Source organism: Pseudomonas fluorescens (assembly GCF_040448305.1).
GTDB lineage: Bacteria > Pseudomonadota > Gammaproteobacteria > Pseudomonadales > Pseudomonadaceae > Aquipseudomonas > Aquipseudomonas fluorescens_BH.
Genome location: NZ_CP148752.1, coordinates 310,187 through 330,305, shown reverse-complemented (window position 1 = coordinate 330,305; position 20,119 = coordinate 310,187). Strand labels below are relative to the sequence as shown.

Below are 20,119 nucleotides of genomic sequence, written 5' to 3'. Positions count from 1 at the left end.
GTGAATTCGGGGGTGTCGGCGATAGACATGTCCATACAAGCCATTTCAGACACCCCAAAACAACTGTAGGAGCGAGCCTGCTCGCGATGAGGGTCGTTCATTCAACATTTCTGTCGACTGTCAGACCGCTATCGCGAGCAGGCTCGCTCCTACAGGGATAGTGCGTTTTACTTAGTGAAACAGTACCGCCGTCTTCTGCAGAGTCACCCAAACACCCCACGCCAGCGGAATGCCCACCACCAGCCACGCCGCAATCGCCAGCGGCTTGCTGCCCGGTGCGGCTTTCCACTCCAGCACGCTGCTGCTGTCAGCGCCTTTGTCATGGCCCAGCGCCTGTTCGGCGGCCAGTTCGGCGTCGGTCATGAAGTACTTGTCCGCCACCGGACGCACCAGCAGGTTGCACAGGAAACCCAGCACCAGCAGGCCGGCGAGGATGTACAGGGTGATGTCGTAGGCCGCTGCACGCTCGACGCCGATGCTCAACTGATATTCGCGCAGGTAATTCACCAGCACCGGGCCGAGCACGCCGGCAGCAGCCCACGCCGTCAGCAGGCGACCGTGAATCGCACCGACCATTTGCGTACCGAACAGATCCGCCAGATACGCAGGAACAGTCGCGAAACCACCGCCATACATCGACAGGATGATGCAGAACGCTGCCACGAACAGCGCGATGCTGCCCAGGTGACCCAGGTTCGGAATCAGTCCGTACAGGGCAAAGCCCAGGGCGAAGAACACGAAGTAAGTGTTTTTACGGCCCAGGTAATCCGAGAACGAAGCCCAGAAGAAACGCCCGCCGATGTTGAACAGACTGAGCAAACCGGTGAACCCGGCAGCGATGGCGGCAATCGAAGCCAGTTGCGAGGCGTCCAGTTGACCGAAGGTCAGGTCATTGCCCAGCAACTTGCCAGCGAACACTTCCTGCAACAGCGGCGACGCCATGCCGAGGATGCCGATACCGGCCGATACGTTCAGGCACAGCACCAGCCACACCAGACGGAACTGCGGCGTCTTCCAGGCCACATTCACGTGAACATGACGATGAGTGATCATCGCGTTCGAGGCTTTTTTCGCCGGGGCCGTCCAGCCTTCCGGCTTCCAGCCGGTTGGCGGAACGCGGTAGGACAGCGCGCCACCGATCATGAACACGAAGTAGATCGCGGCCATCACCAGGAAGCTCTGCCACACGCCGACGCTGGTTGGCGAAGCGAAATGCCCCATCAGCGCCGCCGCCAGCGGAGCGCCGACCATTGCGCCGCCGCCAAAGCCCATGATCGCCATGCCGGTCGCCATGCCGCGCTTGTCCGGGAACCATTTGATCAGGGTCGACACCGGCGAAATGTAGCCCAGGCCCAGGCCGATACCGCCAATGACCCCGGAGCCGATCCACATCAGCCAGATCTGGTGGGTATACACCCCCAACGCCGAAATCAGCAGGCCACCACACCAGCACAGAGCCGATACGACACCGGCCTTGCGCGGTCCGGCATGTTCCAGCCAGCCACCCCAGATGGCGGCCGAGCAACCGAGGAAGATGAAGAACAGGGTGTAGATCCAGCCGAGCATCGAGATCGGCCAGTCACACTGGGACGAAAAGACTTGTGCGATAAAACTCATGTCCGGTGCGCAGGCCGCTGGAGCGGTGATGCCCAGCGCCTTGGACAGCGGCAACCAGAACACCGAAAAGCCATAGGCCATGCCGATGCACAAGTGGATGGCCAGCGCGGCCGGTGGCACCAGCCAACGGTTGAAACCGGGCTTGGCGATGATCCGCTCCTTGGACAGGAACGCAGGCTGGTCGGCACTGAAGCCGTCCGCCGTGATGCTCGTGGTCATTGTGTATCCCCCAATTATCAGTATGGTTCGCCAGCCACAGTTCACTCCCGGCCTTTATGCACGCAGGCATGACCGTTTTTTTCGGTGGAGCGCCTAGTTGTGCGACAACAGGTCGCAGAAGGACGGACGAACGGGCAAAGGTTACCATCTGCAAGTGGCAGAAAAACCAAACTGACATCACGTTTTGTACGTCATCTGATCTCCATCGCTTCATGACCTCACAGGAATCACCATGCCGATCATTGTCGAGCCGCTGAACCACGCCACTGCCCAGGATCGGCAGGATCTGCAGAAGATCTACCGCGACGCCCCGGACTGGTTGTTCGCGCCGTTTTCCGGGGAAGCGCAGTTGATCGAGGACTGTTTGCGCGACGGCACACTGATCGCCGGACGCTTCAATGATCGCCTGCTGGGCGCGGCCCGCTTGCAAAGGCACCAAGACGCCTGGCACTTGTCCCAAATATGTGTGCGAAAAATTACCCGCCGCCGTGGTGTTGCCGAGCGACTGGTCGCCGAAGCCCAGAAAATGGCCGCGCAATCGGGCATGACCCTGCGCCTGCTGGCGCCTGCCGGGCATCTGGAGGCTCAGGCGCTGGCCGCGAAGCTGAAACTGCCGCTGGACGTATTGCCGGCGTGATCACTGACCGGTCGTCTGTTCGGGGGCGCTATACTCCTCGGCTAAATTTTGAATTCGATTAACTACAAGGACTCGCCCATGAAAGCGTTCGGCAAAATCCTGGGTCTGGTACTTCTCGGGCTGTTGCTGATCATTGTGGCGCTGGGCTTTGCCCTGACCCACCTCTTCGATCCCAACGACTACAAAGACGAGATTCGCCAGATTGCCCGCGACAAGGCCCACATCGAGCTGACGCTCAATGGCGATATCGGCTGGAGCCTGTTCCCGTGGCTGGGCCTGGAACTGCACGACGCCAGTGTGGCGACCCTGATCAAGCCGGCCGAACCGTTTGCCGACTTGCAGATGCTCGGCCTGTCGGTGCGCGTACTGCCGCTGCTGCGCCGTGAAGTGCAAATGAGCGACGTGCGCGTCGAGGGCCTGAACCTGCGCCTGATCCGCGACAAGGACGGCCACGGCAATTGGCAAGACGTCGGCAAGCTGCCGGCAGCGGCCAACTCCGACGCGACCAGCACCCCGCCGGCCGCTGGCGAACCTGCGTCCGAAGCCAGCGTCGCGGCGGAAAAACCGGCTCAGCCGATTCGTCTGGACATCGACAGCCTGACCGTGAACAACGCACGGGTCGAATACAGCGACGAAAAAACCGGCAAGAGCTTCAGCGCCGAAAGCATTCAGTTGAGCACCGGTGCGGTTCACGACTCCGTCAACATTCCGCTCAAGCTCACGGCTTTCCTGTCAGCCAACCAGCCGGCATTGCGAGTACGCACCGAGCTCAACGGTGAGGTGCGCATCGCACGTGCACTGCAGCGCTATCAGCTCGAAGACATGAAGTTGTCCGGCGAAGTGACCGGCGACCCGCTGCAAGGCAAGACCATGACCTTCTCCGCCCAGGGCCAGTTGGTGCTGGACAGGGCCGCCAATGTCGCCGAGTGGACCGGCATCAAGATCTCCGCCAACCAACTGCGGGCACTGGGTGAACTGAAGGTCAACGACCTCGACAAGACCCCACAAGTCAGCGGCGGCATCTCGATTGCCCAGTTCGACCTGGCGAAATTCGTCGACAGCATCGGCCAGAAACTCCCAGCCATGGCCGAAGGCAGCCTGAGCAAGGTCGAGCTGGTCAGCCGTCTGGCAGCAACACCCACCAGCCTGGCGCTCGACGACCTCAACCTGAAAGTCGACGACAGCACCTTCAGCGGCCGTATCGCCGTCGAAAATTTCGCCAAGCAATCGCTGCGCGCAGTACTCAAGGCCGACACCTTCAACATCGACCGTTACCTGCCGCCAAAATCCGCCGAGGCCAATAGCGCGACACAAGTACGCCAGGCCGAAGTCGCCAGCACCGAAGCCAATGCCATGGTGGGTGCCGGCAGCACTCCATTGCCACCCGCGCCGACCAAGGACGCGTGGAGCAGCGAGCGCTTGTTGCCCGTGGAACGCTTGAGCAAGCTCGATGTGGACGCCGACCTGACCTTCGGCCAGTTGACCCTGCAAAAACTGCCGATCCATAACGCCGCGCTCAAGGCCACCGGCCAGGGCGGCCTGCTGACACTGGCCAACCTGCGCGGCGACCTGTATGAGGGCAACTTCGAAACCACCGGAACGCTCGATGTACGCCAGCCAGTGCCGGCGATGAACCTGCAGACGAAGATCAGCCGGGTACCGGCAGAAAAAATCCTCGAAAGCCAGGGCAAGAACCCGCCGGTCAAAGGCCTGGTCACGCTCAACAGCAGCCTGACCGGTAGCGGCAACAGCCAGAAAGCGTTGATCGAAACCCTCAACGGCAACGCCAGTTTCGTCATCAACAATGGCGTGCTGCTCAACGCCAACCTTGAGCAACAGCTGTGCAAAGGCATCGCCACGCTCAACCGCAAATCCCTCAACGGTGAGCCGCGGGGCAAGGACACACCGTTCCAGGAGCTCAAGGGCAACCTGACCTTGCGTAACGGCGTGGCCAGCAACCCCGACCTGAAAGCGCGCATCCCGGGCATGACCGTCAACGGTGACGGTGACATCGATCTGCGAGTGCTGGGCATGGACTACCGCGTCGGCATCATCGTCGAAGGCGATACCAGCGCCATGCCGGACCCGGCCTGTCAGGTTGGCGACAAGTTTGTCGGCGTCGAGTGGCCACTGCGCTGCCGCGGCCCGCTGGAGCTGGGCGCCAAGGCTTGCCGTTTGGATAACGACCGCATGAGCCAGGTCGCGGCCAAACTGGCTGGCGACAGGATCAGCGAAAAAATCGACGAGAAATGGGGCGACAAGGTCGACCCGAAAATGAAAGACGCGCTCAAGGAGCTGTTCAAGCGATGAGAGCCGAGCAGTTTTCAACGGCGGTGCTGGACTGGTTCGACCGCCACGGCCGGCACGATTTGCCCTGGCAGCAAGACATCAACCCGTATCGGGTGTGGGTCTCGGAAATCATGTTGCAGCAGACCCAGGTCAGCACCGTGCTGAACTACTTCGACCGTTTCATGGCCTCGTTGCCAACGGTCGAAGCCCTGGCGGCGGCACCGGAAGACGAAGTGCTGCACCTGTGGACGGGCCTGGGTTACTACACCCGCGCGCGCAATTTGCAGAAGACCGCGAAGATCGTCGTCGAGCAGTACGGCGGCGAATTCCCCCGGGACGTGGAAAAGCTCACTGATCTGCCGGGGATCGGCCTGTCCACCGCTGGCGCCATTGCCAGCATCAGCATGGGCCTGCGCGCGCCGATCCTCGACGGCAACGTCAAACGGGTGCTGGCGCGATTTACCGCGCAAGAGGGCTACCCCGGCGAGCCGAAGGTCGCCAAACAGCTCTGGGCCAACGCTGAGCGCTTTACGCCGCAGACCCGCGTCAACGCCTACACCCAGGCGATGATGGACCTGGGCGCCACGCTCTGCACCCGCAGCAAACCGAGCTGCCTGCTGTGTCCGCTGGAAAAGGGCTGCGAGGCGCACATGCTCGGCCTGGAAACCCGCTACCCGATCCCAAAGCCGCGCAAAGCCATCCCGCAGAAACGCACGCTGATGCCGATGCTCGCCAACAACGACGGCGCGATCCTGCTTTACCGTCGCCCGTCCACGGGCCTGTGGGGCGGTTTGTGGAGCCTGCCGGAACTCGACGACCTCGACGACCTGCCGCATCTGGCATCGCAGCACTCGCTGGAACTGGGCGCGCAACAATCGCTGCCGAGCCTGGTGCACACCTTCAGCCATTTTCAATTATCCATCGAACCCTGGCTGGTTCAGGTCCAGGAGTCCGGCCATCACGTGGCCGAGGCTGACTGGCTCTGGTATAACCTCGCCACCCCGCCGCGCCTGGGCCTTGCCGCCCCGGTCAAAACCTTGCTCGAACGCGCGGCCGCCGTATTGAACGCAGGAGAGTCGTCATGACCCGCACCATCATGTGCCGCAAGTACAAAGAAGAATTGCCAGGCCTGGAGCGCGCTCCCTTCCCGGGCGCCAAAGGCCAGGACATTTTTGACCACGTCTCGCAAAAGGCCTGGGCCGACTGGCAGAAGCACCAGACCCTGCTGATCAACGAAAAACGCCTGAACATGATGAACGCCGAAGATCGCAAATATCTTCAGGGCGAGATGGACAAGTACTTCTCCGGCGAGGATTACGCCAAGGCCGAAGGCTACGTGCCGCCGTCGGAATAACCCCGATTTATCGGGGGTCGGAACGTAAGCGACGGTAATAATTAAATTTTTTTTGAAAACTTGCTTGACGACCCCCTGAAAAACCCGTTTAATGCGCCCCGTTGCCCAGATAGCTCAGTCGGTAGAGCAGGGGATTGAAAATCCCCGTGTCGGCGGTTCGATTCCGTCTCTGGGCACCACTAATTAATTTCAGGTGGTGCCAAAATCACCCGAAAGCCCACAAGAAGCCCGCCTAGTGCGGGCTTTTTGTTGTCTATGGTTGCCCAAATTGACCTAGGCAGCCCAAAGTTTTGGGGGCAGAGTTGGGGGCATGACCGGTTCGGTCATCTCGCATGCCCCCAAAATGGTGCTTCATGGCCCTGAAAGTCACGCCCCTGAGCGACTCCGCTCTCAAAGCAGCCAAACCTCGGGAGAAGCCTTACAAGCTCGCCGACGGTGAAGGCTTGTATCTCGAAATCATGCCCTCCGGCTCAAAGCTCTGGCGCCTCAAATATCGTCACCTCGGCAAAGAAAATCGATTGGCATTTGGCTCATACCCAGAAGTCACGTTGGTGCAAGCTCGCAAAAAGCGATCTGAGGCACGACAACTGATCTCAGAGGGCAAAGACCCTTCGCATGAACGCAAATCCACCAGACGAGCGCAGAAGGTGGATGGGCTGACATTTGAGACGCTTGCACGGGAGTGGTTTGCTTATAACGCACCTCGCTGGGCAGAAAGCACCACCTACAAAGCCAAGCTGTACCTTGAGAATGATTTGATACCAGGCATTGGCTCTCGAACACTGAAAAGCATTACTCGTCCCGATCTGGTGGACTTGGTTCGCAAAGTCGAGGCCCGGGGGACGCTGAATGCTGCCGGCAAAATTCGCCAGTGGCTGCACCAGATATTCCGTTATGGGTTGGCCAAAGGTGTTGTGGAGGCGAACCCTGCCACCGATCTGGATGTTGTGGCCGCCCCCACGAAAGCGCCCCGCCACCATCCCCACGTCGCCATGTCCGAGTTGCCCGAACTGCTTGCCAAATGCGACAGCGCCAACATCAACCTGTTGACCCGCTGTGCCATTCGCCTGCTGGCGCTTACCGCAGTTCGACCTGGCGAGTTGCGAGCTGCGCCTTGGGTAGAGTTCGATTTGGACGCTGCAACCTGGACAATTCCCAAGGAGCGCATGAAGGCCCGCCGCCCTCACGCCGTCCCCCTACCGAATCAGGCCGTTGAGATCCTGCGCCTGCTTAAACCGATCACAGGCAAATATCCGCTTGTGTTTGCCGGTCAGCAAAACCCCGACCGACCCATGAGCGAGAACACCATCAACAAAGCACTGCGAGTAATGGGTTACGAGGGTCGTCAGACCGGCCACGGCTTTCGCCATCTACTGTCCACTGAGCTGAACGGGCGCGGGTACAACAAGGACTGGATCGAGCGCCAACTGGCGCACGGAGACTCCGACGGCATCCGCGATACCTACAACCACGCCAACTACTTGGAGCAACGCCGGGTAATGATGCAGGACTGGGCTGACTCAATCGACGCGCTATGTGCTGGAGCAGATGTGGTTTCAATTCGGAGCGCCGCTCGATGAGCAAACTAAGCAAATTCAAATCCGTGATACCAATGGTTGCAGCTACCAAATTACTTTCAGATTTAATCGGTGAAAAAGTCGACGTTAACGATTTAATGTCTCTTTATGAAGGTGGATGGCTAAGACTATTTCGTCCGTGCCATGGTGAAATCGTTAAACTCAAACCAATATTCGACGCCGAAACTCACGAGCAACACGCGAGAGACGGACGCTATTTTATGGAAAGCGATTACCTTGCCGGTGTTTCCTATGGCTTTTACCTACCTTGCGATTCAGTTCAAATTGCATCACGCAAGTCTTACGCTGTACGCGATGCAAACGGCGGCTTTTACGCAATAAGAGATATTCAAACTGATGAATATTTGTCCCCGCATGACAACGAGGACGATCCAGATAATGTAAGGGTAATGGCGGTGACCGCTGATTTATATTCACTTGCTGAAAAAGCAAACATGAATGCCGTGCCAGAAAAACCAACAGTCGAAATCATGGCTAACGATCAATGCATATTGATAGACCAAGCCATTTTTAACTTCGCAGTAACTGAAACACAAAATCTGCCAGAGCCCTCCCCTACCAGCACTCAAGAAGTGCCCCCTCCATCATTGAGAATAACTGTTGCTGCGTTGCTGGAAGCCGCGACAAGCGAGCGAAAAAACCACACGCAAACGTCATTAATTGAGTCAATTCTTGAGCGCAACAAAGGCATTCGCGGGCTGAGTGAAAGCTCATTGCAAAAACACTTCAGTGACTCCAACGCCGAGCTTACCCGCTTGCGAAAGACCGCCAAAATCTGAGCCCAACTTGATTGCAATTGAAAAACTGGTTTTTGCAGTTGCAATGACTCGATGGTTGCCGGCCGACAACATTGCATCGTCAGTTACCCACAACGCCCTAGGAGGCGCAGACGATGGCAAACACAACCAGCTCCAACTCAATCACTCGCCGATTCATCAAACGCCAGGAAGTTGAATCGATCACTGGCCTGTCCTGCACCGAAATCTACCGCCGTGTCGCTGCCGACACTTTCCCCAAGCAAGTCACCCTCGGCCCAAAGTGTGTCGTTTGGATCGAGGCCGAAATACTAGCCTGGTGTGATGAGCGCATCGCCGAATGCCGTGGTGAGGCCGCGTAAATGCTCTACATAGAAAAGACCAACCAAATGGCCAGCCAGAATAAATCACACCTCATCGGTAGCATCGGTTCGGCACAGCGGCGTTGGTTGCTCGACTGGATGCGCAACAGTGGCCCAATCGACACTATCACCGCACGCCGCGACCTAAATATTTTGATGCCTGCCTCACGCATCAAAGAGCTGAAAAATCAGGGTTACTCATTCCACACCCAGCGCATCACGATCACTGACGAGCAGGGTCGGTCCCACAGCAATATCGCGCTGTACACCCTTATCGGTGAGCCCGCAGGGAAGGTGGCAGCATGAACACCATTTCCCTGATCCAGTCCCAAGGCGAGGCTCGTGCCGACAGTCGTGTGCTTGCTGAGCGGCTAGGTATTCAACACAAAAACACCATGGAGTTGATCGAGCGCTACGCCGACAAGACTCAGCAATTTGGACTGCTTCCGTTTCAAACGGAGGCAGTGAAAACGCCAGGCGCTCGCGGTGCAAAACATCAGCGATATGCCCTGCTCAACGAGGATCAGGCGTACTTCCTGCTCGCCCTGTCACGCAACACCGAGCGCGTTGTAGAGCTGAAGTCGAGTCTGGTCATGGCGTTTCGTGAAGCACGCTACGGCATGGCCTGCCAAGCGCTGGAGACTCGCAAGCAGGAAGCAAGTCAGAGTGGTCGCCGGCTGGCTCTCTGGCGTTATGAAAAGCCGGGTGCCTATCAGCATGTCGCGCACTTGCGGGAGCAACTGCAGCTCACTTTCGGCCTGGAGGATGTGCGCCCATGATTACCGCACAAGCATTTCTTCCCCTTGCGATGCATTCCCGTAAGCGTTATGGTTTGTCCGTCGCTGCAAAATCAGCGACCGGGTTTGGTCGCCCGAGCAACTTGGCGCAACAGCGCCCCATTCGACAGCAGGCGCTTTTTTTGTGCCCGCCGTTTCGCTTTATGGTGGCTGTGCGTGGGATACCTTCGGGTATGCCGGGTCCCAAGTTCCCGGTCGACCAACCTGCGCACAGCTGCCACCCTAATTCGCTTGGTCGCGGACCGTGGCAGCTCCTAATCAAACTTGGAGCTACACCGATGCAGCACATTCACGCCCTCAATTCGTCCAGCAACAGCCTGGCCATCGCCATCATCGGCGCCGAACTGATCGCCTATCGCATCAACCGCTTGCCCGAGCAACGCGCCCACCTTCTTGGCCTGGTGCAGATGGCCGATACCCTCGGCGCACTGAATAGCACCGACCGCGCCACACTCGCCACCACCCTGATTGAGGGGGAGGCGCCATGAACAACCCCCACCACATCGCCGACGAAGCACTTAATCTGATTGACGCCACCCACGATCACATTGGCTGGCTGACCGCCCTGATGACGGCCATTCGTGCTGACGCCAAACACAACAAGGGTCGCGACCTCGAAAAGCTGACCGGTTTGGGCCAGTACCTGAGCAGCGATTGGGACCACTATCTGGACGGCCAAGCCAAGCGCTTGCGCGACCAGCTGGATGCGGTCGAGGTGTCGCTATGAATGCCCTCAACTGCACACCCGAGACACCCATAGTCGACCTCAACACTGAGCAACGCCGCACGCTGATTGACCTCATCTCAATTGAGCGCAGTCACGCTTCCCACTGGTGGACGATGCTCAACGAAATGCGCTGCCGCGGTGAGTTGCCGCATTGGGTGAAAGAGCAAGCTGTCGGGTCCGTTCCGGATCATGACCATTGGCTAGCCGGTTGCCGCTCCACCAACAAAGCGTTGTTCGGGCATGTCTGTGTGCGCGGTGAAGCCAGCCAGCAGATGTTTCGCTGCCTCCCTGAACTGAGGGGCTAACTGATGACGAATTTTCAACACTGCCAAACGGCGGTGACGCTCTCGGCTTGCCTGAAGAATGTTTACGGGCCGTCGGGTGTCACCCATCACAAGGCCGCGCCCGTTCTTTTTCGTGAAGCACTTCAGTCCGTTTATGGCCCACTCGATTGGCTGCCGGAGCCGAGCGGTGTGATTCATCGCTTTCACGTTCCCGGTGACAAACAGGGCAGCGAAAACGGCTGGTATGTCTTGTACCTGGACGGCATCGCGTCGGGTGCGTTCGGCAGCTGGAAGAATGGCGGGACGCGCACCTGGTGCTCTCGTGAACCGGTCGATCATCGCGAAGCAGTCGAAGTACGTCAGCGCATCGAGCAAGCCAAGCGCCAACGCGAAGCCGAGCAACAACAGCGCCAGCTCAAGGCAGCACTCCGTGCTCAACGTTGGTGGCGCGATGCGCGCCGCGCTGATCCTGCCCACCCGTACCTGATCGCGAAAGGCATCCGCCCGCATGGCCTGCGCCAGAGTGGTGACGCCTTGCTGGTGCCGCTGTATGTAGCGAGCGAGTTGGTCAACCTGCAGCGTATTGCCCACGACGGCAGCAAACGTTTTCTGGCGGGTGGCCGGATCAAGGGCAGCTATTCGCCCTTGGGTGTCATCGTCCCGGGCCAACCGCTGTGCATCTGCGAAGGCTGGGCCACGGGGGCCACGCTACACCAGCACGGCTACGCCGTGGCTTGTGCCATGAACAGCGGCAACCTCAAACCGGTCGCTCTGGCGCTACGCACTCGCTACCCAGAGCAGCCCATCCTCATCGCCGGCGACGACGACCGGCTCACCGATGGCAACCCCGGACGCACCGCCGCCAATGCCGCCGCCGCGCTGGTGGGTGGCCAAGTCGCGTTCCCGGAGTGGCCAGACGACGCTCCCGCCGACCTCACCGACTTCAACGACCTCGCCAATTGGAAACGCGCCCATGTCCCTGCCTGACAGCAACGTCATCAGCCTTCGGCCTGATGCGCCGACCATTGCGCCTGAGCGCCCTTGCTGGGCCGTGTACGAGCACTGGGTGACCAATGAGAAGGGCCGCAAGCTCCGTCCGGGGGTGTACCGCCACGGCTTTAAACGCGCAGCGGGCCAAGACGAGGACGACGCCGACAACGACACCAACGACCGCCCGATCATTGATGAATGGATCGCCAGCCCGGTGACCGTCACAGCGCGAACCACCAACAGCGATGACGGCAGCGAGGGACGCCTGCTGCGCCTGTGCACCGACAGCGGCATCAAGGAATGGATCATTCCCATGGAGGTGTTCGGTGGCAGTGGCGAGGATGCCCGCCGCCAGTTGTTCGGCATGGGCGTCATCATCGCGCTGAAAAAGCGCGCCGCCTTCATGGAGTACTTGCTGGAGCAGCGCCCCGAGGAAGTCTTCGCCACCACCAGCCGCCCGGGCTGGCATGAGTCCGGCGCCTTTGTCTTGCCGGGGCGCACCCTCGGCAGCGACAAGGTGCGTTATCAGGCCAGCGGCAAAGGCCAGAACCTGTTCAGCGTGCGTGGCGAGCTGGCGCTCTGGCAACGCGAAGTCGCCGCCAAGTGCGCGGGCAATCCGGTGCTGACGTTGGCGATTGGCTGTGCACTGGCCGGACCACTGCTGAGTCTGGTTGGCGTGCTCGGCGGCGGCGTGCACCTGGTGGGCGACAGCTCCAGCGGCAAGTCGTTGGCGCAGTTGATTGGCTCCTCGGTGTGGGGTGACCCGGGCGTGTTCGCCGCCAGTTGGGACATGACCAAAGGTGGCTTGGAGATCGAGGCGGCCGGGCGCAATGACACCCTGTTGCCGCTGGACGAAATCAAACGCGCCGATCCGAAGCGTGTGCAGGAGATGGCCTACTCACTGGCCAATGGTCAGGGCAAAGGCACCATGACCCGCGAGCGTGAAGGTCGGGCCAAATTGAGCTGGCGCCTGCTCACCCTGTCCAGTGGCGAACGCTCCCTCTCTGAGCACGCCGCGATTTCGGGCAACGCTGCCCACGCTGGTGCTGAACTGCGCATGGTCGACGTGAACGCCGGCACTCGCGCCCACCGCGCCTTCGATGAGTTGCATGGCCTGGAGGGTGCCGACTTTCACCGCCTGCTCACCGTGGCTGTGAGTGCCCACCATGGTCACTTGGGCTCTGCGTTCGTCGAGCAACTGCTCGCCAGCAACGACCGCCCCGGCCTGTTGGAAAACTTCGCCAACGTGCGCGGCAAGTTTGTTGAGGACAACGCCCAGGCTGGCCGTGTGGCCGACCGCTTCGCCGTAATTGCCTTGGCCGGGGAAATGGCCATCGCCTACGGCCTGTTGCCTTGGGCACCGGGCAGTGCCCTGAGCGACTGCCAGTTGCTGTATGGCGAGTGGCTGTCGCGGGTCGGCAGCGGCAATGCCGAAGACCGACAGATCCTCGCCGGCATCCTCGACTTCATCGACAAGCACGGCAGCAGCCGCTTCTCCGATGTGGATGACCACACACCCGACTCCAAGGTGTTCAACCGCGCCGGGTATTGGGAAGTATCCCTGGGCAAACGCCTGTACCTGTTCAACAAGTCGGCGCTGGTCGAAGCGGCCAACGGCTACGGCCTCAGTCGTGTGGTCAAGGCGCTGGATGGGGTGGGCGCGTTCGCCAAGCGCGACACCGACCGAGACAGTCGCAAGACCAAAAAATATCGCCTGCCCGGTGGCGGGTCGGCGCGCCTGTATGTCGTCGATACCGAAGCCATGGACCTGGAGGCCGCCCATGTATGACCACTCAACACCCATGGCCGACTTCACAGGAACCTAGTTTTGTGGGGAACACGGGGAACAGTGGGAACAGCCAATGTTTCCGGGGCTTTAGGGCGTTCCCCCTTATAGAGATGTTGGGGAACAGGGGGAACACACACCTGTTTTTCTATAAACGACTCTGCCTCTGCCCAGCGATCTGGCGGGAGGTGTTTGGCACGTAGGGCGTGGCCAGCCGCCGATTCACCTCACCTCATTATTTTTTGGAGAACTACCCCATGATTGAAAACACTCAAGCCACCAAACCCAACAACGCCAAATTGCTGAAGGAACTGGAGAGCAAGAAAACCGGGTGGGAGCGGGAAATTAAAGTGCTCCAAGAACAGATCGAGCCATTGCGGGAGACGCTCGCCGGGATACCGTTCCGCCTTGAAGACTGTACTCAAGAGCAGTGGCAGCAACGAGGCCAATTACAGGACGCAATCTCCAAACTGGAGCGCCCCGCTTCAAGTCTCAAGACGCAACTGGTGTACTTGGACAAAGACATCGATCGGCTGTCCACGCTGCTCAATGCTGACAAGCAGATTGTGGCCAACAACAAGCGGGGCCAGGAACTCACCTCAGAGGTTGGTCGCCTCCGGGACGGTGCAGAGCGTGTGCAGGGTTCCATTACTGAAATTGAAGCCAAGCACGAAAGCGCCGCAACAAGTGCTGACATGGCGCTGCAACTGGCTGTGCAAGCGCGTGCTCGAGCAACGGCCACGGGTGACTTTCTCGCCAGTACCGCTGCGGAGAAAGCCTCGCAGGAAGCGACGAAAGAGCGCCAACGTGCCCATCAGGCCAAGGAGAATGACGCTCCCCTGCTGACCGCCTTGCGGGCCGAGGCCGAAGCGATTGATGCACAGATTGCGAGTGCGCTGAAGGAACAGGACATTGCCCGGGAAAACGTCCGGACGTCGCAGATCGCGAAGCTGGAGGACGCCTGGGATCAACAGGTGCAGTCACTGGTTACCATTGGCAATCACCTGGTGAGCCTCGGCAGTAACGAAGCTTTTCGTTCGATGAAAATTCCCCATATGGCAGACCGTAGTCACTCAATTGGCTATCGCGATCTGCTCGACGACCCGTCGGCGCTGCACGGGTGAGGCCGGCCGTAGAAAAGGAAAACCCATACCGCACATGGGTCACCAATGCCGTCGAGCAACCGTTGTGCCGCGGCTTTGAAACCGTGGGCAACAAGGTCGTGTTCTGGTCGGTGGTCTGCTGGGAGGCGGTAAAAACGGCGGGTGAGCGGAGTATCGTTCGTCCGTTTTCCACAGAGCAAAAGGCGCAATGGGCGGTGCAGGTACTGACTGCACATTACCCGGGGCGGGTGTATGCACTGCTACGCCAGATTAGCGAAAAGGATGTCGAGGCTGCTCAGATGGAGGTCTTCGAGCGTTCGGTGATGGATGACGTGGTGGCCTTGGAGCTGGCCGCCAAGTACGCCGCGGCGACGGATTAAATCCATAGCTTTGAGGTGACCGTAGGCCGCTGGATTCCCCCCTGGCGGCCTTTTTCATTCGCATGTCGTTGCAAGTCAAGTCTCCGCTGCAAACGATCAAAACGGTGCGTCATGACAGGCAGCAATCGGCAAACGTAGACATTATCTGAAACAAGACTCCACCACAGCGCGTCCTAGGTCGGGCAATGCCCATCTCAATTCCCGGTCTTCGCCTCCCATGTGGCAAGCAGAAAAAGCGCAGTTGAGCCCGCTAAATTTACTGCCAGCTCTGCATGACGTGGGGCAGCCTTCACTCCGCCCTTTCCCTTTCCGTGGGCATCGCTTAAACGATTCCGAAGGGCACCCAAACCCTCGACAACTGCTGTGCAACCTCCAAGGATCTGCTTGAACACAACCTCTTCATGCTGTGCCTTAGTTAGATTTAAAAGCGAAGCTGTTTGCTTGTAGAGTTTGTTCAGGTCAGGAGTCGTCTCATGGTCACTTGCTCCGGCTTCGTCGAGTATGTGTTTGCATACCGACTCCAGGAGCGTTCGAGCCATCGTGATAGCTCCCTCTGGATCAATTGAACGCCTTTCAAGCGCTTTGGTCCATGCGATGCGAACGTGCTCAGCGTCAATGCGATCCAGCGCCTCTGAAACAACGATATCAGAAGGGTGACCCCCGTCTGATTCAGCGAAGTCAACGAGCTTCCTGAACTCATCCCAAATGAATTGCCTACGCTCAGCATACTTTGGAAATTTCGGCTGGATGAACCCCCAAAACTGGTCCAGGTTCCTGTGACGACGCACCCATCCCGGAACCAGTGACGCCACACGAGGATCATCAAGAACGCTCTGTCGGTAAAGAGGATAATCCCGCTCATCATCGTCGTTCCCGTTTCCGGTGGCACGATTGATATAGATCGATTGCAAGCTGTCAACGTCATCAATGAGAGACATAGCCTTCCACGCCCTCTGCGCCTGTAACTATTAATTCCAAACCTTTATAGCAGTCCCATGATCGTAGTTGACCCGGACGCGTGCCTTTGAGTGTTTCTAAAAGGTCAGACCCATCGAGCAATGCGTTCAGATAGGCGAAAGGGGGAGACGTGTGGTGATGAGCGCTTCGCCTTTGAGGCGGAAAGATAATCCCCCCAAAGTAACATTGGGCACCGTTAGATAGGAGGTCTTTTCAGTCGTTGCTCGGGTGGACAGGCGTTAGATTTGAATATTCGCAAAACTGATCACAAGCCACGAACGGCGGGGCCTGCGAGGCGACCCCACATTTTGTTAAAGCCGAGGTTTGAAACCTTGAAAAAGCCCATTGCAGAGCAAGACAGGAGCAAGATGCCTGGGAAGATTGAAAATGCCTGAAGCACGCGCCGTGTAAGGCCTAGAGCGGTAAGCAGAAATTAATCTTATAAGAGGATTTAAAGCGACGAAGCGAGTGAACCCGAGACAGACTCGGGCCTCAACGGGGGCATTTCATCGGCAAACCTTGTCTCTGTTAGGCGCGACAAAAACTACGTTATGACCGTCAGCAATCAGCCAAAAGCGGACAGATCGGCATCAAGCTGGGTGAGACACATTTTGTGGCCTGAAGGCTGCTAGAGGAGCAGGACCTGCTCACCTCGACGTGGCTGTAGTCGTAAGACCCATCGGCGTTGCATACGTGGATCAGGCCGCCTTTCAAGACTGTCATCGGCTTCTGAACGGTGATGGCCATGGGGAAGTTTCCGGGTTGTTTCGATAGTGGAGTCACCTTCTCTCGGAAGTGCGCAATTGCAAGTAGCTCCCTGGCGCCCGGTCCGGCGGCTGATCTACCTTAAGAATCACCCTCATCATAGACTGGAGCGAATTGATGTTTTCTGCAGATCAGTACATGGCAGCACTGATTGAGCTCGGTAACCAGAAGCAGACGGTGGCTCTGAGCAACGGTTTCGAAATGCTGAAGGCGCACTATCGGTCTGCAGACCGCCTGATCAGCGCTACGCGCCTATCCGAGGCCGTGGGCATGGGGGATAAAGGGCCTGTCGTAGGTAATAGCCAATACGGGAAATTTGCCCACCTCGTCGCCAATGAGCTGAATTTCAAACCCGAAGAACGGTACCCAGATGGAACTCCAGTCTGGACATACACACTGGGTGACGCCCACCAATACAAAGACCGTTACGGGCACTTTCAGTGGATCATGCGCCCTGCCCTAGCCGAAGCCATGGAAAAACTGAACCTGGTCGAACCGGTGGTAGAACACAATGCTTTAGACGATCTAGCGGCCATGGAAGGAGTGGCCAACGCACTCACGGAAAGGGCCCGGATGACCTACCAAAAGGCCCGCATTGGCCAAGGACTCTTCCGAGAAAATCTGATCAAATTTTGGGGAGAGTGCGCAGTCACCGGCTGCAAGCATCTGGATCTTCTGGTCGCGTCCCACATCAAACCATGGCGCAATTGTGAGGTCCATGAGGCCCATGACATGCCTAATGGTCTTCTGCTGAGTCCCAACCTTGATCGCGCCTTCGACAAAGGCTTGATCACCTTCGAGTTCGATGGCCGGATTCGTCTCTCACCACAGCTTAAGCCGGAAACTGCCGCACTTCTTGGCATCACCGACACGATGCGCCTTAGAAAAGAGCTGTTCGATCGTCACCACGTTTACCTTGAGCACCATCACTCCAAGGTATTCAGGAAGACGGCCTAAGGCCCCGGTCAGGCTGGCACCGGTTAGAAGGTGTAGGTATCAGTGTCCGCTTTGGGTTTGTTGCCCTTCGTGAACGACTGCTTTTGGTTGTAGGTGATTCACAACAGTAAAGACATCTTCGAAAACCATCCGCCCTCGCACGGCATGCCGGATATTCAGAAAAAACAATGGGTCCTCCCGAAGGGGTGGGGCTAGGGGGTAATTCGGGCCCCGCGTCTTCGGTATATATGACCTTTTTTCGGTGGTTGGTTGTTGTTTAGTCGCTCACTGCAAGCCCCGCCCCCTATGGGTTTAGCTGGCCTGTACATCGCAACGACTCAGGCTAGCCATATCGATACCTGAATGGCCTAGGTTGGTGTATCGCCGAGGGGCTGCTGCGGATGGCGAAGGCAGTCATTAACGGCATGGCCAGACTGATCGATTACCGATTGGGTCGTTAGATACAGGATCAATTTGGCCACGGCTCGTACAGACAGGTGCTAGATACGGAGATTCTGGTAATCCTCTGGAGCCCTCGCAAAATAAGGGATGCAAGGGTTTTCAGAAAACAACCATAGGTGAGGATTTAAAAACGCCTATCTTTGAGTGCCAGATGCCATCGGTAGACCAAGCCCCTACTGCACATGACCAAAAGCTACATCATGACTGACAGCACCGTCACGGGGGCTGTTCCCTATCTGAGCGTCGGTGTCGACTAGATCAGACGCTTGGGAGGCAACCCTTAAAAACATTAGACTCAAGGAAGCGGGTCGCCGAACGATTAGTTTCCTAGCATCATCTTGATGTGAAATCAGTAAGGGGATGAGGGTATATGGCCTTAAAAAATCCTATGGGCAAGAAGCCAGTCAAGGCAAAGGGCAAGATCAAAAAAGCTAGACCTAAGGCAAAGCGTGACAACTTTCTAGCCTCGACTGTCCACCGCCTACGAGATATGGCCGGTAACGTTTGCTCCTTCCCTGGCTGTCATGTGCACACCCATGGCTCAAAGGCTCTACGCGATGGCCCTTTCAGCGTTGGTGTTGCATGCCATATTAAAGCAGCGGCCCCCGGTGGTCCTCGGTACGACCTTAGTCAGACCCAGGCAGAGCGTAAGGATGTAAGTAATGGGATTTGGATGTGTCAAACGCATTCTAAACTTGTAGATGCAGACGATTCACCTTACCCGGTAGAGACCTTGCATGAATGGAAGCATCTCGCTGAAATTCGTGCGAATGAAATGGTCAATAAGCGAGCCTTTACTGAGTCAGAGTTAAAGGACGCTGCACATACTGAATCAGTGGCATTATTAGATCGATGGGTAAACCGTACCGGAAATCCAATAGACTCTCCTATCAATGAGGTTATGGAAGGTTATGAAGCTGGACTAGAAAGTCTAGATCCACGCTTTAAGGTGCAGGTCAATCGTGATGGGCAACAGATCAGTCACATTATAACCCCAGCTTCAAAAGACGCAAACTTCAGACTTTTAATTAATGACATAGAAAACCTTGAAGGTTTTTTGTCTGCCGAAAAGGCCCTGTTTGAAGAAGGGCGCGAGCTTATTGTGCCCTCATCTAATTTTGAATTTGCTGGCTCAAAGCTATTTGAAGCTATTCACAAAAAATTTGATACCAGTCGTGCTGGTTCAATATCGCTTAGTGGTGTAAAAAAGCCAATCAAGACTAATCTTTATGCTTGTGATTTGGACGGGCATGAATACCTAATAGACTCATTTATATCTAGTTACAGCTCAGGAGCTGTTCGCACCGTAATTAACGGTGCGTGCCTAAACGACTTGCTTGTTTTTAGAGTGGCAATTGAGGGCGACAAAAGCCTTACCAAACTGGATGTGTCGTTTAACCTTGAGGCGTGGCAGGGGTTAAATATTTTAGCGCTTCCACTTTTTAGTAGGCTGGAACGTTCTCTGTCGTACTTAGAGAAAGGGCATTTCATTGTTGAATTTGAAATTGGAAATGATTTACCAAGATTTGATTCAAGTCAAAGTGTCGATATTAGAGTGTTCGTAGATGAATTTGTTTGGATTATTGCGGCTCTCAGCAAAGCTAGAAAAATCGCTGAAAAATGTGAAGGCGCGATTATTTTAGGCGATATTAATATCGATGAAAGCACTCAGCGCTTTCTCAACAAATACTCCCGTCTTATATCTGGCCCAGTCAAAGGCAAGCGCACCCCCTCCATGTTGTGCCGGGGACACTTTAAATTTTATGAAGGCCTTACCATCGACTACCTTAACCCCAAGGGAAAAGTAAATCACATCATAATCAATGAGGTCGATGGTTTTGAATGCAATGTTTTTGGTCAGATAATTAAAGCCCCGAGAATATCAACCAGCTATGCCAACATCGAGTCCCTGGTGTTTTGCGATCTGGACAACAGGGAAAATACAATGCTTGAAGTCAACACAACTGAAGAAACTCTGATTGAATATAATTTGCTTGAAGATGACCATTGGGAGGTGCTTAACAGTTTTCCAATCCCATAGAAGGGTGAGCACCTCCGACTGATGCAAGGTAGCTCAAGATCAGGCACAGCAGCTAGACAA

20 protein-coding genes and 1 tRNA gene are annotated in these 20,119 nt (G+C 57.1%); 19 read left to right on the top strand and 2 right to left on the bottom strand.

The window, feature by feature from the left end; all coding sequences use genetic code 11:
- Positions 1–171: 171 nt before the first annotated feature.
- The gene (locus WHX55_RS01495) at positions 172–1,836 is read right to left on the bottom strand and encodes an OFA family MFS transporter (RefSeq protein ID WP_353741898.1); all 1,665 of its coding nucleotides are present in this window, start codon (positions 1,834–1,836) and stop codon (positions 172–174) included.
- Between the two features lie 232 nt (positions 1,837–2,068).
- On the opposite strand from WHX55_RS01495, the gene WHX55_RS01490 reads away from it, so the two are divergent.
- The 17 genes from WHX55_RS01490 (at position 2,069) to WHX55_RS01410 (ending at position 14,898) form a co-directional block, all read left to right on the top strand.
- Positions 2,069–2,473 carry an acetyl-CoA sensor PanZ family protein gene (locus tag WHX55_RS01490; protein ID WP_150726515.1) on the top strand — a complete coding sequence of 135 codons (405 nt, stop codon included), beginning with the start codon at positions 2,069–2,071 and terminating at the stop codon, positions 2,471–2,473.
- A 78-nt stretch (positions 2,474–2,551) separates the two neighbouring features.
- Entirely contained in the window at positions 2,552–4,783 is a 2,232-nt protein-coding gene (locus WHX55_RS01485; protein ID WP_353741897.1) for an AsmA family protein, read from the top strand.
- On the top strand, positions 4,780–5,847 hold the full coding sequence (gene mutY, locus WHX55_RS01480) for an A/G-specific adenine glycosylase (RefSeq protein ID WP_150726513.1): 1,068 nt from the start codon (positions 4,780–4,782) through the stop codon (positions 5,845–5,847). The genes WHX55_RS01485 and mutY overlap by 4 nt, the downstream gene beginning before the upstream one ends.
- Positions 5,844–6,116 (top strand): oxidative damage protection protein, encoded by a 273-nt coding sequence (locus WHX55_RS01475; protein ID WP_007989188.1) that lies wholly within the window; start codon positions 5,844–5,846, stop codon positions 6,114–6,116. The genes mutY and WHX55_RS01475 overlap by 4 nt, the downstream gene beginning before the upstream one ends.
- A gap of 103 nt (positions 6,117–6,219) precedes the next feature.
- A tRNA-Phe gene (locus WHX55_RS01470) sits at positions 6,220–6,295 on the top strand.
- Between the two features lie 174 nt (positions 6,296–6,469).
- Positions 6,470–7,696 (top strand): integrase arm-type DNA-binding domain-containing protein, encoded by a 1,227-nt coding sequence (locus WHX55_RS01465; RefSeq protein WP_353741896.1) that lies wholly within the window; start codon positions 6,470–6,472, stop codon positions 7,694–7,696.
- Positions 7,693–8,493, top strand: coding sequence for a hypothetical protein (locus WHX55_RS01460; RefSeq protein WP_353741895.1), 801 nt, complete (start codon positions 7,693–7,695; stop codon positions 8,491–8,493). The genes WHX55_RS01465 and WHX55_RS01460 overlap by 4 nt, the downstream gene beginning before the upstream one ends.
- Before the next feature lie 113 nt (positions 8,494–8,606).
- Entirely contained in the window at positions 8,607–8,831 is a 225-nt protein-coding gene (locus WHX55_RS01455; protein ID WP_353741894.1) for an AlpA family phage regulatory protein, read from the top strand.
- On the top strand, positions 8,832–9,137 hold the full coding sequence (locus tag WHX55_RS01450; RefSeq protein WP_353741893.1) for a helix-turn-helix domain-containing protein: 306 nt from the start codon (positions 8,832–8,834) through the stop codon (positions 9,135–9,137).
- The gene (locus tag WHX55_RS01445) at positions 9,134–9,610 is read left to right on the top strand and encodes a Rha family transcriptional regulator (protein WP_353741892.1); all 477 of its coding nucleotides are present in this window, start codon (positions 9,134–9,136) and stop codon (positions 9,608–9,610) included. The genes WHX55_RS01450 and WHX55_RS01445 overlap by 4 nt, the downstream gene beginning before the upstream one ends.
- A 296-nt stretch (positions 9,611–9,906) precedes the next feature.
- The gene (locus tag WHX55_RS01440) at positions 9,907–10,116 is read left to right on the top strand and encodes a hypothetical protein (protein ID WP_223473849.1); all 210 of its coding nucleotides are present in this window, start codon (positions 9,907–9,909) and stop codon (positions 10,114–10,116) included.
- Positions 10,113–10,355 (top strand): hypothetical protein, encoded by a 243-nt coding sequence (locus tag WHX55_RS01435; protein ID WP_353741891.1) that lies wholly within the window; start codon positions 10,113–10,115, stop codon positions 10,353–10,355. The genes WHX55_RS01440 and WHX55_RS01435 overlap by 4 nt, the downstream gene beginning before the upstream one ends.
- Complete coding sequence (locus WHX55_RS01430; RefSeq protein WP_353741890.1) at positions 10,352–10,660, top strand: hypothetical protein; 309 nt, start codon at positions 10,352–10,354, stop codon at positions 10,658–10,660. Before WHX55_RS01435 ends, WHX55_RS01430 begins: the two co-directional genes overlap by 4 nt.
- A gap of 3 nt (positions 10,661–10,663) precedes the next feature.
- Complete coding sequence (locus WHX55_RS01425) at positions 10,664–11,626, top strand: toprim domain-containing protein (RefSeq protein WP_353741889.1); 963 nt, start codon at positions 10,664–10,666, stop codon at positions 11,624–11,626.
- The gene (locus WHX55_RS01420) at positions 11,613–13,418 is read left to right on the top strand and encodes a DUF927 domain-containing protein (protein ID WP_353741888.1); all 1,806 of its coding nucleotides are present in this window, start codon (positions 11,613–11,615) and stop codon (positions 13,416–13,418) included. Before WHX55_RS01425 ends, WHX55_RS01420 begins: the two co-directional genes overlap by 14 nt.
- A gap of 254 nt (positions 13,419–13,672) precedes the next feature.
- Complete coding sequence (locus tag WHX55_RS01415; RefSeq protein WP_353741887.1) at positions 13,673–14,539, top strand: hypothetical protein; 867 nt, start codon at positions 13,673–13,675, stop codon at positions 14,537–14,539.
- Positions 14,536–14,898 (top strand): hypothetical protein, encoded by a 363-nt coding sequence (locus WHX55_RS01410; protein ID WP_353741886.1) that lies wholly within the window; start codon positions 14,536–14,538, stop codon positions 14,896–14,898. The genes WHX55_RS01415 and WHX55_RS01410 overlap by 4 nt, the downstream gene beginning before the upstream one ends.
- 194 nt (positions 14,899–15,092) lie before the next feature.
- Here WHX55_RS01410 and WHX55_RS01405 read toward each other — a convergent pair whose 3' ends face one another.
- Positions 15,093–15,836 (bottom strand): abortive infection family protein, encoded by a 744-nt coding sequence (locus WHX55_RS01405; protein WP_353741885.1) that lies wholly within the window; start codon positions 15,834–15,836, stop codon positions 15,093–15,095.
- A gap of 901 nt (positions 15,837–16,737) precedes the next feature.
- On the opposite strand from WHX55_RS01405, the gene WHX55_RS01400 reads away from it, so the two are divergent.
- Both WHX55_RS01400 and WHX55_RS01395 read left to right on the top strand, forming a co-directional pair.
- A complete protein-coding gene (locus tag WHX55_RS01400; RefSeq protein WP_353741884.1) occupies positions 16,738–17,577 on the top strand; it encodes an HNH endonuclease in 840 nt (279 codons plus the stop codon).
- Between the two features lie 811 nt (positions 17,578–18,388).
- On the top strand, positions 18,389–20,059 hold the full coding sequence (locus WHX55_RS01395) for a hypothetical protein (protein WP_353741883.1): 1,671 nt from the start codon (positions 18,389–18,391) through the stop codon (positions 20,057–20,059).
- The last annotated feature ends 60 nt before the right edge of the window (positions 20,060–20,119 follow it).